Annotated in this window: 7 protein-coding genes; 6 read left to right on the top strand and 1 reads right to left on the bottom strand. The window is 61.9% G+C overall.

Features of this window, described 5'->3' with window-relative positions:
* Positions 1-188: 188 nt before the first annotated feature.
* The 6 genes from DW189_RS07105 to DW189_RS07080 all read left to right on the top strand — a co-directional run bounded on the left by DW189_RS07105 (position 189) and on the right by DW189_RS07080 (position 14,686).
* On the top strand, positions 189-3,458 hold the full coding sequence (locus tag DW189_RS07105) for a glycoside hydrolase family 2 TIM barrel-domain containing protein (RefSeq protein WP_117507300.1): 3,270 nt from the start codon (positions 189-191) through the stop codon (positions 3,456-3,458).
* A gap of 3 nt (positions 3,459-3,461) precedes the next feature.
* Positions 3,462-5,471, top strand: coding sequence for a beta-galactosidase trimerization domain-containing protein (locus tag DW189_RS07100; RefSeq protein ID WP_232045697.1), 2,010 nt, complete (start codon positions 3,462-3,464; stop codon positions 5,469-5,471).
* Between the two features lie 45 nt (positions 5,472-5,516).
* Complete coding sequence (locus tag DW189_RS07095; protein WP_117507298.1) at positions 5,517-9,569, top strand: two-component regulator propeller domain-containing protein; 4,053 nt, start codon at positions 5,517-5,519, stop codon at positions 9,567-9,569.
* A gap of 222 nt (positions 9,570-9,791) precedes the next feature.
* Positions 9,792-10,514 (top strand): hypothetical protein, encoded by a 723-nt coding sequence (locus DW189_RS07090; RefSeq protein WP_117507297.1) that lies wholly within the window; start codon positions 9,792-9,794, stop codon positions 10,512-10,514.
* A 15-nt stretch (positions 10,515-10,529) separates the two neighbouring features.
* Positions 10,530-12,791, top strand: a complete 2,262-nt coding sequence (locus tag DW189_RS07085; RefSeq protein ID WP_117507296.1) for a hypothetical protein — start codon at positions 10,530-10,532, stop codon at positions 12,789-12,791.
* Positions 12,792-12,883: 92 nt separating this feature from the next.
* Positions 12,884-14,686 (top strand): hypothetical protein, encoded by a 1,803-nt coding sequence (locus DW189_RS07080; protein WP_117507295.1) that lies wholly within the window; start codon positions 12,884-12,886, stop codon positions 14,684-14,686.
* Between the two features lie 191 nt (positions 14,687-14,877).
* Here DW189_RS07080 and DW189_RS07075 read toward each other — a convergent pair whose 3' ends face one another.
* Positions 14,878-16,512 (bottom strand): DUF6377 domain-containing protein, encoded by a 1,635-nt coding sequence (locus DW189_RS07075; protein ID WP_117507294.1) that lies wholly within the window; start codon positions 16,510-16,512, stop codon positions 14,878-14,880.
* Between the last annotated feature and the right edge of the window lie 12 nt (positions 16,513-16,524).

Below are 16,524 nucleotides of genomic sequence, written 5' to 3'. Positions count from 1 at the left end.
CAGGATAAAAGTAGGAAATTCCCCGCGCACGGAATATAACCGGTTCCGCAGATGCTAACACATTTTCGTCGGAACGGCGCAGGAGAGGCGAAAGGCCGGTTTTCTGTTATTTTTTGATAAATCCGTGCAAATCCGGCGGGTGGAGTATTCCTATATTTGTTTCATCGAAAACTCACCTTATCCGAACTATGAAACGACTTACGGCAATCCTCCTGTGCACGCTTGCATACGGCGCCGCAACAGCCGCCGACGGGTGGGACGCCCCGGCCGACCAGCACGTCAACGCCCTGCACCGCCTGCCCGCCCGGGCCACCTCCTACTCCTATGAAACCCCGCAGGATGCACTGGCGGGAGACCGCGCCCAATCACGGATGATGCTGCTCGACGGCGTCTGGAAATTCCGTTTTGCGGAAGACGCCGCCCGAAGCCCCGAAGGGTTCTGGCAACCGGGCGCCGACCTCGGAGACTGGGACGAGATAGAGGTTCCCTCGTGCTGGGAGATGCAGGGCTACGGGTATCCGATATACACCAACATCCCCTATCCGTTCGAGTTCAGGCCGCCGTCGATCACACGCGACAACCCGACGGGATGCTACGTCCGAAAGTTCACCGTACCCCGAAGCTGGGAAGGCGACCGGGTAGTGCTGCACTTCGGGGGCGTATACTCGGGTTATTACGTCTGGGTCAACGGCACCCTGGCAGGATATGCCGAGGACAGCTGCCTGCCCTCGGAATTCGACGTCACCGGCCTGCTGCGACCGGGCGAGAACACGCTCGCCGTGAAGGTTTTCAAATGGACGGACGGCAGTTACCTCGAAGATGCCGACCACTGGCGCATGGCGGGCATACACCGCGAAGTATACCTTGCCGCAAAACCCGATGTGGCCATCGGCGACTTCGGGGTGCGGACGCTGCTCGACGGCGACATGCGCGACGCGCTGTTGCAGATACGCCCCACGATCGACCTGCGCGAGGGCACCCCGGCGGCAGGATGGCATCTGCGGGCGCAACTCTATGCCCCCGACGGGACGCCCGAAGGCCGTGAAATGGGACTACCGGTCGAAGAAATCCTGTCGGAGGCTTACCCGCAACGCGACAACGTCTACTTCGCACTGATGGAGCAGCGCATCGCGGCGCCCGAAAAATGGAGCGCCGAGAACCCTGCGCTCTACACCCTCGTGCTGACCCTGCGCAACGATGACGGGCAGGTCGCCGAATCGCGCAGCTGCAAGGTCGGGTTCCGCGACGTCCGGCTCCGCGGACGCGAGATGCTGGTTAACGGCGTCCCCGTGAAACTCTACGGCGTAAACCGCCACGACCACGACCAATATACGGGAAAGACCGTCACGCGCGAAGGGATGGAACAGGACGTAAGGCTAATGAAACTGCTGAATTTCAACTCCGTGCGTACGTCCCACTACCCCAACGACCCCTATTTCTACGAACTGTGCGACCGCTACGGCCTTTACGTCATCGACGAAGCCAACATCGAGAGCCACGGTTCGGGCGGGAAGTTCTCGAACGACCCGGAGTGGGCAGTCCCGTTCCTGGAGCGTGTGAGCCGGATGGTCGTCCGCGACCGCAACCACCCCTCCATCGTCATGTGGTCGCTGGGTAACGAATCAGGATGCGGCCCGGCGCACGCGGCGGCGGCCGGCTGGGCCAAGGATTACGACCCCACGCGCCTGATCCACTACGAAGGGGCGCAGGGACAACCTGCGAGCCCGCTTTACATACCCCTCAGGCGCACTTCGGCGGCCGTATTCACCAGTGCCGCCCCCGCAGACGGGAAGCCGGGCACCCCTCAACAGCCGCAGGACGGCGGCAATCCGACCGACCCCGCTTACGTGGATATCGTGAGCCGCATGTATCCCACGGTCGGGGAGCTGGAGCGCATGGCCCTCAACCCGCGGATCGACCGCCCCGTGCTGATGTGCGAATACGCTCACTCGATGGGAAATTCGACCGGCGGGCTGAACGACTACTGGACGGTCATCCGCAGCCATGAGGGACTGCTGGGCGGCCATATCTGGGACTGGGCAGAGCAGGGGCTGGTCAAAAAAGATACCTGCCAACGCACCTACTGGGCCTACGGCGGGGATTTCGAACCGGCAGGGGAGCATCACGACGCGGCGTTCTGCTGCAACGGCATCGTCAACCCCGACCGTACGCTGAAGCCCGCGGCACTGGAGTGCAAATACGTATTCCAGCCCATCGGGTTCACGGCGGACGACCTTGCTGCCGGAAGGGTTGTCGTACACAACCGTAATTTCTTCTCCCCGACCGACCGCTACGACTTCACCTGGGAAATATCGACCGACAAGGGCGTATTGCAACGCGGCAGTTTCGACGTGCCGACGACGCCCGCGGGCAAGAGCGCCCCGGCCACCGTCGGGTTCCGCCCCTTCGAGCCCGAACCCGGCGCCGAATACCTGCTCCGCGTACAGGCCCGGGAAAAACGGGCGACCCCTTACGCCGGGGCCGGGCACATCGCTGCGCAAGAGCAGTTCGGACTGCCTTTCTACAAGGCTCCCGCGCATAAACCCGCCGCAGGCAGGGCGGCCGTCTCGCAGGACGGGGAGCGCATCGTGCTGAGCGCCGCGGGTGTCCGGGCGGAAATCGACCGCAGAAGCGGCTACCTGGTCTCCTATACGGTACGCGGGAAGGCATTGGTATGCGACACCCTGCGGCCGAACTTCTGGCGGGCGTCGACCGACAACGACTGGCGCGGATGGCGCGTCGGGCAGATCGCCGGATGCTGGAAAGAGATGCCCGGAAGGATCCGGACGGAAGGCATCCGCATCGACGAAGCCGCAGGGACGGTGCGTGTCGAAAAGGGGGTTCCCGACAGCGTGCGGCTGACGCTGGTTTATACGCTCGACGGCACGGGGGCGCTGGCCGTGGCATACGACCTGCAGATCGCCGGGCAGTTGCCCGAACCGCTGCGCGCGGGGCTCCGAACCCGGGTTCCCAATACACTGGGGAGGATGGCCTACTTCGGCAAAGGGCCCCAGGAAAATTACTCCGACCGCTCGTGCGGTGCTTTGCTCGGCCTCTACCGGGGTACGCCCGGGGACTTCATGCACGACTACATCACCCCGCAGGAGAACGGCAACCGCTGCGCAGTGCGTTGGCTCACGCTGACGGAGGGCAACGGGCACGGCATCCAGATCGCGGGAGACAGCCCCCTGAGCATGTCGGTATGGGACTGCACGCAGGAGGCGCTCGACAGGGCACGCCACGTCACCGAAGTGGAGCGGCTTCCGGATGCCCTGACGGTCAACATAGACTGCGTACAGGCCGGGGTCGGGGGAACCGATACCTGGAGCCTGAATGCGCGCCCCTCAGAGCAGTACCGCCTGCTGGCAAAACGCTATGCCTATAAATTCACGCTACTTCCCTGCAACAACGAATCCGAAGCAATCCGCAACGGCCGGAGGCTTTGCAACAAACGATAGACCATGAAAAAGATAATCCTGTTACTGGCGTTGGGATTCCTGTGCCAACCCCTTTACCCGCAACGCACCGAATACCCGCAGATCGGGGCGCAGGTGTTCATCGAACCGGGGCAGACCGACAAGCAGATCGACGGGTTCTTCAGGATACTCGCGCAGCACGGATTCGAAACGGCACGCATCCGGATGTTCGGGGCGCACATGCTGCGCCCGGACGGATTGTGGGATTTCACGCTTTACGACAAAGCGTTCGATGCCGCCGGGAAACACGGCGTAAAACTCTTCGCCACGCTCTTCCCGCCGACCGACGAGCTGGGCGACGTGGGCGGATTCAAATTCCCCCGCTCGAAAGCCCACCTGCTGGAAATCGCCGATTACATCGAAGCCGTCGTGAGTCACTTCAGGGGGCATCCCGCCCTCGACACCTGGGTGTTGCAGAACGAACCGGGGACGGGCGGAACGGGGCCCGGGCGAAACGACCTGACCGATGAGGTTTTCGCACGCTGGAAAGCCGCGCAGAAGACTCCGGCCTACGACAACGGCTACCTGAAAGCCGACTTCACGCAAGAGCGGTTCCACACCGATTTCACGACGTGGTACCTGGGATGGATCGCATCGCAGGTCGATCTGCACGACCCTGCGCACCACAAACACATCAATCCCCACCAGCTTCTGGACAACCTCACCGACTACGATTTCCCCGCCTACGAAGGGTTTCTGACCTCGCTGGGCGTGTCGATGCACCTGAGCTGGCACTTCGGTTATTTCACCCGGGCGCAATACCCGCTGGGAATCTCGCTCATGGCCGACATCATCCGCTCCGGAGCCGGGAAAAACCCGTTCTGGATCACCGAAATGCAGGGCGGCAATGTCACGGCCAGCGGAAGGGAGGTACTCTGCCCCACGGCGCGGGAGATCACGCAATGGCTCTGGACGGGTATCGCCGCAGGCGCCGAAGGGGTGATCTTCTGGACGCTGAACCAGCGGGCGTCGGCACTCGAAGCCGGCGAATGGGGTATGCTCGATTTCCAGGGGCGGCCGAGCGACCGCCTGACAGCGGCCTCGGAAGTCGCCCGCACGGCGAAAGCCCACAAAAGCTTTTTCCGCGAGGCCCGGCCCGTACGGAGCGGCATCACGCTCCTTTACAACACCGAATCGCTCCGCACGCAGCAAAAGAATGCGGCGGTGTCGGACGACGGCCGTTACGAAGGGCGCAAGGCCAGTGCAACCATGAAATCGCTCGCGGGAGCCTATGAAGCCATCGCCGCCTGGGGCGTGGTTCCCGAAGTCTGCGAAATGGACGCTTACGACTGGAGCGACCCGCAGGGGAAAACGATCGTATTGACGAACCTCGTGGCACTGCCTTCGGGGGCATGGGAACGGCTCGACGATTTCGTCCGTAAAGGCGGCCGGATGATCGCCACGGGGCTCACCGGATTCTACGACCAGAACATGCACTGCATCCTGATGGACGACTTTCCGCTGCGCAGGTGCTTCGGCGCACAGATCAGCGAGTACAAGGCCGTCGCACCCTATTTTACGATCGCATGCGACACCCCTGCCACGACCCTGCCCGCACATCTGTGGAAAGGAATACTCCGACCCGACAGGGCGCAGGCGATCGCCATGCACGGCGGCGACGTGGTCGGCACCCGCCACCGCTACGGCAAGGGCGAGGCCGTGTGGCTTCCCTCGCTCGTCGAGCTGGGCGGCTGGCACGGCGACAACAAAGGGGTCGCGGATTTCTACGGCACCTACTGCCGCGGGCAGATCGACCGTGCCCCGCTGCACTTCTCCCGCCCGGCGGACGGGGTGCTGATGCGTCTGATGGAGTCTCCGTCGCAACGGCTGGCCGTACTGGTCAACAAACGCCCGCACACCGTCGAAATAGGGCTTTCGCGGCCGCTGCCCGCCTCGGCGCGCCGGTTATGCGGCGAAGCGTCGCCCGAAGGCGCCTCCGTCAGGCTCGGAGCCGAAGAGTGTGCGGTTTTCCTGTGGGACAAACAGGCAGAATGATGCAAAAAACAGGTATATTTGTCGTAGCACCTTAAATTACGACCGATGAAACACCTTGCTGCCGGACTGTTGCTGTTTTGCTGGCTGCCCCTGTGGGGACAGGTCACGAACCTCCATTTCACCAACCTCTCGATCGACGCGGGGCTGTCGGACAAAATGGTTTTCGCCGTGGCACAGGACAGTACAGGGCTGATGTGGTTCGGGACAGCCGAAGGGCTCAACCGCTACGACGGCTACAATTTCGAAACGTTCCGCTACAACCCCGGGGATTCGACGTCGGTCAGCGCCTCGTTCATCAACTGCATACACCTCACACGCACGGGCGAATTGTGGATCGGCACCGAGAAGGGGCTCGACCTCTACGACCCCGTGACGGAAAGTTTCGTGAAATACCATGCGGACAACGACTCGCTGCGGCTGCTCAACAACCTGCGCATCCGCTGCATCCACGACGATCCGCAAGGGGTGATGTGGGTCGGGACGCTCGAAGGGCTGATCCGCCTCGACCTGCGGAAACGCTATATCAACTATTTCGTACTGGTACCCGATGCATTCGACCGGATGGCCAACGAAATCCGCAGCATCTGCGCCGACCGGCACGGGATGTTGTGGCTCGGCACCTTCGACGGGCTCTACCGCTTCAACCCCACGGACAACAGTTTCGTCCGCTATGAAACCCGGAGCCGGAAACTGCCCAACGACACCTACAACAACCTGGTCAACGCGCTGTATATCCCGGAGAACACCCCCGACCTGCTGTACGTCGGAAGTTCCAGCGGCCTGGTCGTCCTCGACATCCGGCATCCCGAGCGGCCGCTCGGAACCCTCCGCGCGGAAGATGGCGGACTTACGGACAACGACATAAAAAGCATCCTCAGCTACGACGACACGCATCTGCTACTCGCAACGGCCGACGGGCTCACGCTCTACGACACCCGCAGCCATCAGGCCAGCGCCTATTACAGTTCACTGTCCGACCCGACGTCGCTGCCCAACAACTCGCTGCGCACGCTTTTCCGCGACCGGCAGAACATCGTCTGGATCGGCACCGACAGCGGACTGGCCAAACTCGACCTCAAACGCAAGAAGATCGACTGCGTCCGCCTGACCAACGACAGAAAAGGGGCCGAACGCAAAGTCATCGTCAACGACCTGCTCGGCACCCCCGACCACAGCCTGTGGCTCTCCACGAACGAAGGCGTCCTGCGGTACGACAGCACGCGACGCGACGCGGGATACACGCGTTACATGGCCGACAAAGGGGTTTCGCACAGCATCGCCAAGCGGCTTATCCGCGACAGCCACGGCACCCTGTGGCTGGGAACCAACGACGGGATCGACTACTACGATGCCGCGCGCGACCGTTTCGTACGCGCCGAGCACTCGAACCAGAACTTCTCGCTCAAATATATCTACGACATCAAGGAGGACGCCGACCACGACATCGTGACTAACATCAGCAGCGGACTCTGCTTCATCACCCCGCATTACCGCCCCGACGGCGGGATCTCGCACCTGAGCTACAAGACCCGGCTCATCAGCGGCATCATCAACTCGGACAACTGCGACATCGGCTATTTCGACGTGGATGCAAAGGGCAACATCTGGTTCGCGGCCACGCAGGAGGGGCTGTTCAAATACGAAAAGCGCAACGACCGCTTCATACAGTACAAGGTGCGCACGGACGACCCCCGCAGCCTGATAAGCAACCGCATCTACACCATCCACGTTGACCGTAAGGGGAATGTGTGGACGGGCACCGACCGGGGCCTCTGCAAACTCGACCCGGCGAGCGGGCTGTTCGAGCGTTTCGACAACGACCTCGACCTCTCGCAGTCGATCCGCACGCTCACGTCGGACAACCGCGGCCGCATCTGGGCCGCCACGACCAACAAGCTCATCATGTACGACCCGGTGCGGAAAAACAAGATCGTCTGCGACCTCAACCGGGATCTGAGGATCGACGAACTGATTTACAACAGCTTCTTCATCGGCCCGCAGGGCCATATCTACATGGGCGGCGACGGGGGCTACATCCGCTACCACCCCGACGCGATCCTGCTCAACGAGGACAAGGCGCCGACGGTCGTCACATCGTTCAGCCTGTGGAACAAGGAGGTGCGCCCCGGACACCGGATCGGCAAACGCGTCGTACTGCCACGCTCGATCCTGCACAGCGACCGGCTGCGGCTGCGGCACAACGAAAATTCGTTCCGTTTCTACTTTTCGCTGCTCAACTTCGCATCGTCGAACAACAAGTATGCCTACCGGCTGGAAGGGTACGACAAGGAGTGGCAGATGACGGGCGGCAGGCAGAACTACGCCGCCTATTCGAACCTCTCGCCGGGCAGGTACCTCTTCACGGTCAGGGGCTGCAACTCGGACGGGATATGGAGCGACCGCACGGCGCGGATCGAGGTGCGCATCCTGCCGCCCTGGTGGCTGAGCTGGTGGGCATACCTGATCTACGGGGTGCTGGTCGCCGTGGTGATCGTCGTAGCCTACAACCTGACGCTCACCAAAATGAAACTCCTCTCGGAACTCCGGCTCGAAAAACTCGAACGCATGAAGACCGAAGAACTGAACCAGGTCAAGATGCGTTTCTTCACCAACGTATCGCACGAATTCAAAACCCCGCTTTCGCTCATCCTGGGCCCCATAGAGAGCCTCGGGGAACAGATCCGGGACAAGCGCCAGCTGGAGCAGCTCTCGCTCATGCGGCAGAACGGCGAACGGCTGCTGCGGCTGATCGACCAGATCATGGATCTGCGCAAGTTCGACAACGGGAAGATGAAACTCAACCCCAGCACGGGCGAGTTCGTCTCGTTCGTGCACAGGATTTACGCATCGTTCGCCTATCAGGCGCAACGCCGGGGAATAGACTACGATTTCGAAGCCTCCGAACCCGAGCTCACCTTCCAGTTCGACAGCGACAAAGTCGAGAAGGTGCTGTACAACCTGCTTTCCAACGCCTTCAAGTTCACGCCCGACAACGGACATATCGGCATCACGGTTTCGCTGCGCCGCAGCGACGAAGGACGGTTCGCCGCAGTCGAGGTGTCGGACACCGGGATAGGCGTCACGGAGGCCGACCGGGAACATATTTTCGAGCGGTTCTACCAGGGCAGCAACCCGTCGTTCGAGTCGATCCGGGGCACGGGCATCGGGCTGATGCTCGCTAAGGATTTCGTCGAGCTGCACGGCGGCACGCTGACCCTGGAGAGCGCCCCGGGCCGGGGCAGCGCCTTCACGTTCACGCTCCCGGTCGACCCGGCGGGGGCGGCACCCGCCAGCGGGACTGCGGAAAGGCAGCCCGAAGCGGGATCCGCCGAGCGCAACCCGAAGGTGCTCATCGTCGAGGACAACGAGGACATGCGGAATTTCCTGCGCATAAACCTCGAAGAACAGTACGAAATATACACGGCACACGACGGCAACGACGGGTGGGAGCAGATCCGAAACATCTACCCCGACCTGGTGGTCAGCGACGTGATGATGCCCGGCATGGACGGCTTCGAACTGTGCCGCCGCAGCAAGGCGGAACTGCTCACCTGCCACATCCCGTTCCTGCTGCTCACGGCCAAGGGCGACGAGGAGAACCGCGCCGAGGGGTATTCGGCAGGCGCAGACGGGTATATCGCCAAGCCATTCAGCATCAAGACGCTGCGCACGCGGGTCAACTCGCTCATCGAGCAGCGCATCAAACTGCGCGAACGATACCGCCAGAAGCTGCTCACCGACCCTTCGGAAATCCAGATCGAATCGGAAAACGACAAGTTCATCGACACGCTGGTCAAGGCCATCGAACAGAATATCGACAACTCGGAGTTCGGCATACAGGAGCTGTGCGAGATTTCGCGCTACTCCTACCAGCAGGTTTACCGCAAGGTCAAGGCGCTCACCGGGGAGTCGATCAACGAATTCATCCGCACCGTGCGGCTCAAACGGGCGGCGCAATACCTCGCGCAAAGCGACACCCGCATCTCGGAGATCATGTACAGCGTAGGGTTCAACTCACACTCCTATTTCACCAAATGTTTCCGCGAGCATTTCGGGCTTTCGCCCAAGGAGTACGCCGAAAAACATCGCAGGAAATAGCCCGAACCCGCAGGGACGGAGAGGCGGCCGGACACGGTTCCGGTCGCTTTTTCGTTTCCGTACCCCGCACGGGGCCAAGACGCAAGGTCTTTGCGGCCGGGCCGGGAAGGCAAATGGCGGAAACGTACTAATATTTGATAATTCCGGGATAATTTAAGTCAGGCGGGCGGACTATTTTTGTTATACCGCACCACGGGAGAAACAACCTAAACCTGATAAACTATGAAACAATCCTTACTCATTTGTGCCGCGGCGGCGCTCCTGGCCGGAAGTTCCTGCTCGGAGCAGGAACCCTTCAACGCCGCGATGCCCGTCCGGCTCAGCATCGCAGGCATCAGCCCGGGAAGCCGGGCGGCGGCGAACTACTCGGCGGACGACTACTTCGGCCTTCGGGGAATGGCGGGGGCCTCGGTAAGCGTAAAGGCCCGGACAACGACCTATATCTATGCGGACGGGACATTGGCGGGCGCCACCCCGGACGACGTGCTCTACTTCCCGGTGGACGGAAGCGCCCTGTCCTCCGTCAAGGTATACTGGCCGGAGGAGGCCGTACGCCAGGCACAGGGCGGCGCCATCGCCAAAGACCAGCGGGAGAAGGAAGCGTTCCTCGCCGCGGACTGGCTTTCGGCCGAGCTGAAGGAGGTCGCCCCAGCGCAGGCCGTCGCCCTGACACTGGGGCACGAACGGCCGAAGCTCACATTCACGCTCGCCGGCACGATGTCGGGCAGCAGGATCACGGCGCTCTCGGTCGCCGGGTACGATGCCTACTGTGACCCTCAGACCGGTGATGCCCAGTTGATTATGCTGCCGGGTAATACGGAAATAGCCCCCGAAGCCATCGGCACGGTCACCATCGGTGGCCAGGAGCGTCCCCGGAACTTCGTCGTCAAGACGATGCCGGCCCTCAAAGCGGGGGAAAACCACACGATCGAGATCAATTTCTAAATAAAAGAGCCTATCATGAAACGACATATCCTCTATCTGGCCATGCTCGCACTGGGCACGGCAGCGACAGGATGCTCCGACGACGACACCGCAAAGGAGGGCCGGACGGAGCCTACGACGGTGGAAAGCATCTCCATCCGCACCCAAATGGCCGAGGTTTCACGCGCCCAAACCGGAGACGACGACCCGACGATGGGCCCGGCATCGACCCGTGCGGGGCACACGATGACGGTGACGCTCGGCAGCGGCAGCGAACGCATGCAGGCCACGTATGAATACGACGGCGGCAAATGGATCCCCGCCGGAGAGGCGGTCGTATTCCCCGACAACAAGCGCCAGCCCGTCGGGATCATCCTCAGGAAGGAGGGCACGGCCATCCAGGACGGTACGGCGCAGGGACTTATCGACGCCGACCAGCTGGGGTGGGACAACCCCGCCCAGGTACCGCTGCGGGAGATGGCCAACGTCCCGATGCGGCACCTGAAGACCATGGTGGAATTCGAACTGGGCACGATCGCCGCCACGGCACTCACGGTCGACGGCCTCAAAGCCTGCCACGTCGGGAACGGCAACAAATGGCAGGCGATCATCGAGCCGTCGACACCCGGGTTCAGGGTTTCGGTCACGGTCAACGGCACCGTCAGCACGACGGAGGTCAGCGCGGCGGCATCCCCCACCGACGGGGTGTTCCTGGCCGATTACCGCTACACGGTACCATTGGTATTGAACGGCAGCGAACTGACGCTGGGAACCATCGGCGTGGGCAGTTGGGACGAAGGAGCCGGGGGTACGGCCCAGGGCATGACCCCGACGCATTACCGGATCGAAGGGCTGGAAAACCGCACCATCGAAGTTTACCTGGCCGGGTCGGACAGCCCCACGCAGATCACCCTCGATGCAAAGGGCGAGGCCATGCAGCAGGCCGGGGTTCCGGTCGGCATCGTCGCCAGGATCTCCTGCGACGGCACGCAATACGAGATCGGGCGGGAGGAGAGCAGCCAGATCAGCCTCCGGATCGTCGACGGGAAAGTAGCCTTCCGCAAAGCGGACGATAAGGGCTTCATCCCCGTCAACACGATCGCCGAACTGAAGATGATCGACCTCGACGACGCCAGCCGGGGACGCAAATACCTCCAGCAGGGCAACATCGACCTGCTCGACGCCGAGTGGACGCCGATCTCGAAACTGGAGGGCATCTACGACGGCGGCAACTTCACCGTCGCCCGCCTCAGGGTTTCGCTCGGGAACGGCAATGCCGGGCTCTTCGCAGCCAACGGCGGGACGATCCGCAACGTCGTGATCGCCTCGGCCAGCGCACTCAGGGGGCAGTGGCATGCAGGCATGGTCTGCGGTGAGAACACGGGAACGATCGAGCAATGCACCAACCGCGCATCGGTAACCGACGGCGGCAGCAACACGCTGGGCGGCATCTGCGGGTACAACAACAACGGCACCCTATCGGAGTGCCTGAACACGGGCACGCTGACCATCGACGCCACCGTACCGTCGGACGGCACGGGCGGCATCGTCGGCTACTGCGGCAAAGGGACGATCACGGGCTGCGGCAACACGGGCGGCATCGGCGGCAAACCCAGCAAGACGGGCGGCATCGCGGGGCAGGCCGACGACTGCCAGATCGCCGACTGCTACAACACGGGCGACCTCGTCCTGCCGTGGGGCGCAGGCGACAACAACGGCGGCATCGCGGGGCTCACCTACAATGCCACGCTCATCACGCGCTGCTACAATACGGGCACCGTCACGGTCGAAGGGTCGCAGGCCGGGGGTATCTGCGGCCAGCTCAACGCCGGGGCGACGATCAGCTCGTGCTACAATGCGGGCAAGGTAGGCGCCAAGTGGAATTCGGGCGGCATCGCGGGTCAAAGCACCGACGCCGAGATCATCGCCTGCCACAACGACGGGCTGATAGAGAGCCAGACCTCGGGATGGGCCGGGGCAGGCGGCATCTGCGGGTTCCACAAGGGAACCATCACGGCCTGCTACCACATCGGGCAGGTGACGGGCGACAGTGCCATCGGGGCAATCGTCGGCGAGCACAATTCGGGCAACATCTCCTACTGCTACTGGAACGGCGACCTGGAAGGTATCCCGGCAGGCGGCGGAGGCAGCCAGACCGGAAATGCGAAATTCGGCGCCGCATGGCCCCAGCCCTCGACGCATGAGGCATGGCGAACCACGGCCGACACCCCGGCCGCCTATTGGCGGACGCTGGGCAGCGCGGGCGGCGGCTACCCCAAACTCGCCTGGGAAAAATAACGCGGCACGGCACCCCGGCCTTCTTGCAGGCCGGGGTGTACGGGATTTAACCTATATTTGAAAACGGAACGAAACCAACAAAAACCCGAACCATGATCAAGACACGCTTTATCGTTGCAATAGGCCTGCTGATGACACTGGCCTGCTGCTCCAACTCCGGAACCGACCAGACCCCCGACCCCAACCCGCCCACGCCGCCGACGCCACCCGCGACGGGGGATTACGTATCGGTACAAAACGGGAAAATATATGCGCCCGACGGCGGGGAGCTCTCGTTATGGGGTGTCAACTTCCAGCCCTGCCTGAGCTGGGAATACAACGACCGCCTCAAGAGGCACGGGATACCCCAAACGGCCGAGGCGCTCAGGCGCGTGGCCGAAAACAACCTCGAAGAGGTGGCCAAACTCAAAGTTTCGGTCATCCGCTGCCACCTGACACCCGCCGATTTCACCGATGCGGAGGGAAACCTGGTCGAAACGCCCTACCTGGACGTGCTGGACTACATGGTCGCCGAAGCTGCCGAACGGGGCATTTACATTACGCTGGCCCTTATCAACCACATGGGCAGCGGCTACGTGCCCAATTCGGTATTCATGACCGCCGCCCGCCAGGAGTGGGTACACGACAAGGAGGTCGTCCGGAAATCGAAAAACTACGTCCGCCAGCTGCTCACGCGCAAAAACAACTATTCGGGGACGACCTATGCGGCTGAGAAACACATCGCCCTGTGGGAGCTGATCAACGAACCCGAATCCTTCAGCTATACGGACATACAGTCCAACCCCGCCGCCTACGCCGATTTCCAGTCCTGGGCGGCCGGCAACGGGCAGCAGGACAACGACGCTTCGTATGCGCTCTTCCGGCAGGAACTTATCCGGGATTATATCGACGGCATGTACGACGTCATCCGGGAGGCCGGGGCGCAGCAGCCCGTCGTCTGGAGCCACAACTGGCACCGTTACCGCAACGGCAACCCGGATATTTTCAAAGGCGCCCTCGCCTCGAAGGCCGAAGCCGTGGCCTGCTGCAACTATCCGGGGCAGGATCTCGTGCCGCAGGACTACTGGAGCAATCCCAAAGACCTCACGTCGCAGGATTATTCGGGCTGGTTCAACCAGTATTTCGACGACGTGAATGGCTACGGGTGGATGACGCTCCCCGAATACGCCGGCAAGGCGAAGACCGTCTACGAGTTCGAGACCTTCTTCAACCAAAGCGCCTATCTCTACCCCATACAGGCGCAGTATTTCCGGGCGCTGGGCGTGCAGTGCGCCTCAATGTGGACGTATACCATGCAGGAATACGCCCCCTACCACTGCGGTTCGCATTTCCTGAGCCTCACGTGCACGCCGAAAAAAGCCGCCAGCTTCATCGTGGCGGGCGAAATCTACAAATCCACCCCGCTGGGACAAATGTATGACCGTTTGGTCAACGAACAACTGGGTAGCAACTTCGCCATCTCGAAAAGCCGCGACGTGAGCATCTTCTCCTCGCCGGAAAAATTCTACCACTCAGGCGACGTGACGCAATGGTGCCCGCTCAATGTCAGCGACGGGGTCAGGAGCATCGTCGGCGTAGGCAGTTCGCCGCTGGTGACCTACACCGGGACGGGCATCTACTTCATCGACGAGCGGGACGGCGAACTGTTCGTCACGCTGGAACCCAACCACCGATGGCTCCGGGAGCCGTGGGACAGCCGACTGCAGACGAAGGTCAGCGCGCTTGACTACGACACGCCGAACACGATGAGCATCGGGCTCAAGGCGTGGAAAGAGGGTAAATATACGCTCTACCGCATCTCAGACGGCAGGCGGCAGAAGGCAGGCGTCCTCGACGGGCTCGGCGGGATGTCGCTCACGCCCGGCGACTATGTGATCGTGCGCGGGGAAGAGTAAACGCCGGGATTGTGCCGGGCTTGCGGCAGGAGTGTGCCACCACCTTGCGGCACACTTCGTCGGGAGCCCGGCAAAGACCCGGCGGAATTCCGGCTGAGGCTCGGCAAAAGGCCGTCAGAAGCTCGGTAAAGGCTCGGTAAAGGCCGGGGAAAAAGCCCTCAGAAGCCCTTCGGGAACCCGCCACCGACCCGTCAGAGGCCGATAAGCTTGATCCGGGTCTCGAAATCGCTGCGTGAACCGAGGGCCGAATTGCGCAGCTTGGTGCGGTAGGTATAGACCGTCGCCGAAGCGCAGTTGAGGAAACCGGCGATGCGGCCGCTGTCGGTAATGCCGAGGCGCATGACGGCCAGGATACGCAGCTCGGTAGGGAGCGTCCGGTCGGCCCGCACGGGGAACCGCGCCGGCTCCTCGAGCAGCGCATTGACCTGTTCGACGAAATCGGGAAAGATACCCAGGAAGGTCTCATCGAAGATCCGGTAGAAATCGCGGTAGTCGCGGTCGACGTCCGACGGCGAGCGCAGCTTGCGCATCAGCGCCTCGGAGCCTTCGGACTTCGCGGTTTTGAGCAGCTCGCCCCGGTATTCGCCGACACGACCGAGGTACTGCGTGGCCAGGAGCATGTAGCGGAACACATAGTTGTCCTTGATCTTGTTGGCGTCGCGCAGGCAGTCGTTCAGTTGCCGGAACTGTTCGTTGCGTTCGCTGAGCTGGGCATTGACCGCGGAAAGCTGGGCGTTGGTGCGCCGCTGCCTGGCATATTGCCGCAGGGTATGGATGAGCAGCAGCACGATGATGACGAACAGCCCCATGAAAATGTTGATCATGACGGTCAGGATACGGCTGCGCGAATTGATGCTGTAAACGACGGCCTGGTTGATGATCATCTCGGCCTGGCTGGAGTGGAGGATACGGGTGTTGTAATTGCAGGCAAGCATGTCGGCCATCGTACACTGGATATAGCGCGCCGCACGCTCCATATCCTGCTGCTCGAACATCAGCAGAGCCAGGTTATAGAGGGAAAGGTACTCCCTGACGGGGGTTTGCAGGTCGCAGATCGCCGCCGTGGCGAGCCAGTATTTGTGTTGTTCGACGTCGCCGAGCAGATAATAGGCGTTGGCAATATTGTAGGCGATGCGGGCCAGCGTGCGGCTGTTGTATTTCGCGGGGTCGTAAAGCGGCAGCAAAACCTCCAGGGCTTCGTCATAACGGTTCAGATCCATCAGTTCGAGGGCATACATCCGCTGTCGCGTGACACGGGAGTGACCGTCGAAACCGATCCGGGTGTGGCGGAGCCTGAAAAGCGAATCGGCATAGACCTTCCGCCGCGCCTCCGACCCGTCGCCCGAAGCGAGCCGCCCGAACACCACCATCTGTTGGGTATAATAGCTGGCCCGCATCCGCCGGGTGATGCCGACCGTATCGAGGGAAAGGATCCGTTCGTAGGCCTCTTCGATGTTGTTGCGGGCGATCAGCACCGAAACATCGCATGTCGTCGAAAGGAATTTCATCTCCCGGCTGCCGGTCGCGTCGGCGTAATTGTGCATCAGCCCCGCGTAACGGGCGGCCGTGTCGATATTGTAGGTGATATAGGAATCGAACAGGCGGTTGGCCGTCTGCCACCGCAGCGTGTCGTCGCCCGCAGCGCGGAGCTCCCGGCGCAACGAATCGGCATGGCGGACGAAACGCTCCTCATAGAGATACTTTTTCGCAATAACCCGATCCAGTTTATCGAATATCTGCTCGTTTTCGCTCTTATGGCACGCACAGAGCAGGGCTACACCGGCCATAAAAACAAGGCGGGGGGGGGAAATGTTCAGCTTTCTCATCGGCTCGACGGT

The organism is Alistipes sp. AM16-43, assembly GCF_003435745.1.
Taxonomy (GTDB): domain Bacteria; phylum Bacteroidota; class Bacteroidia; order Bacteroidales; family Rikenellaceae; genus Alistipes; species Alistipes onderdonkii.
This window is presented reverse-complemented; position numbering and strand designations above follow the sequence as displayed.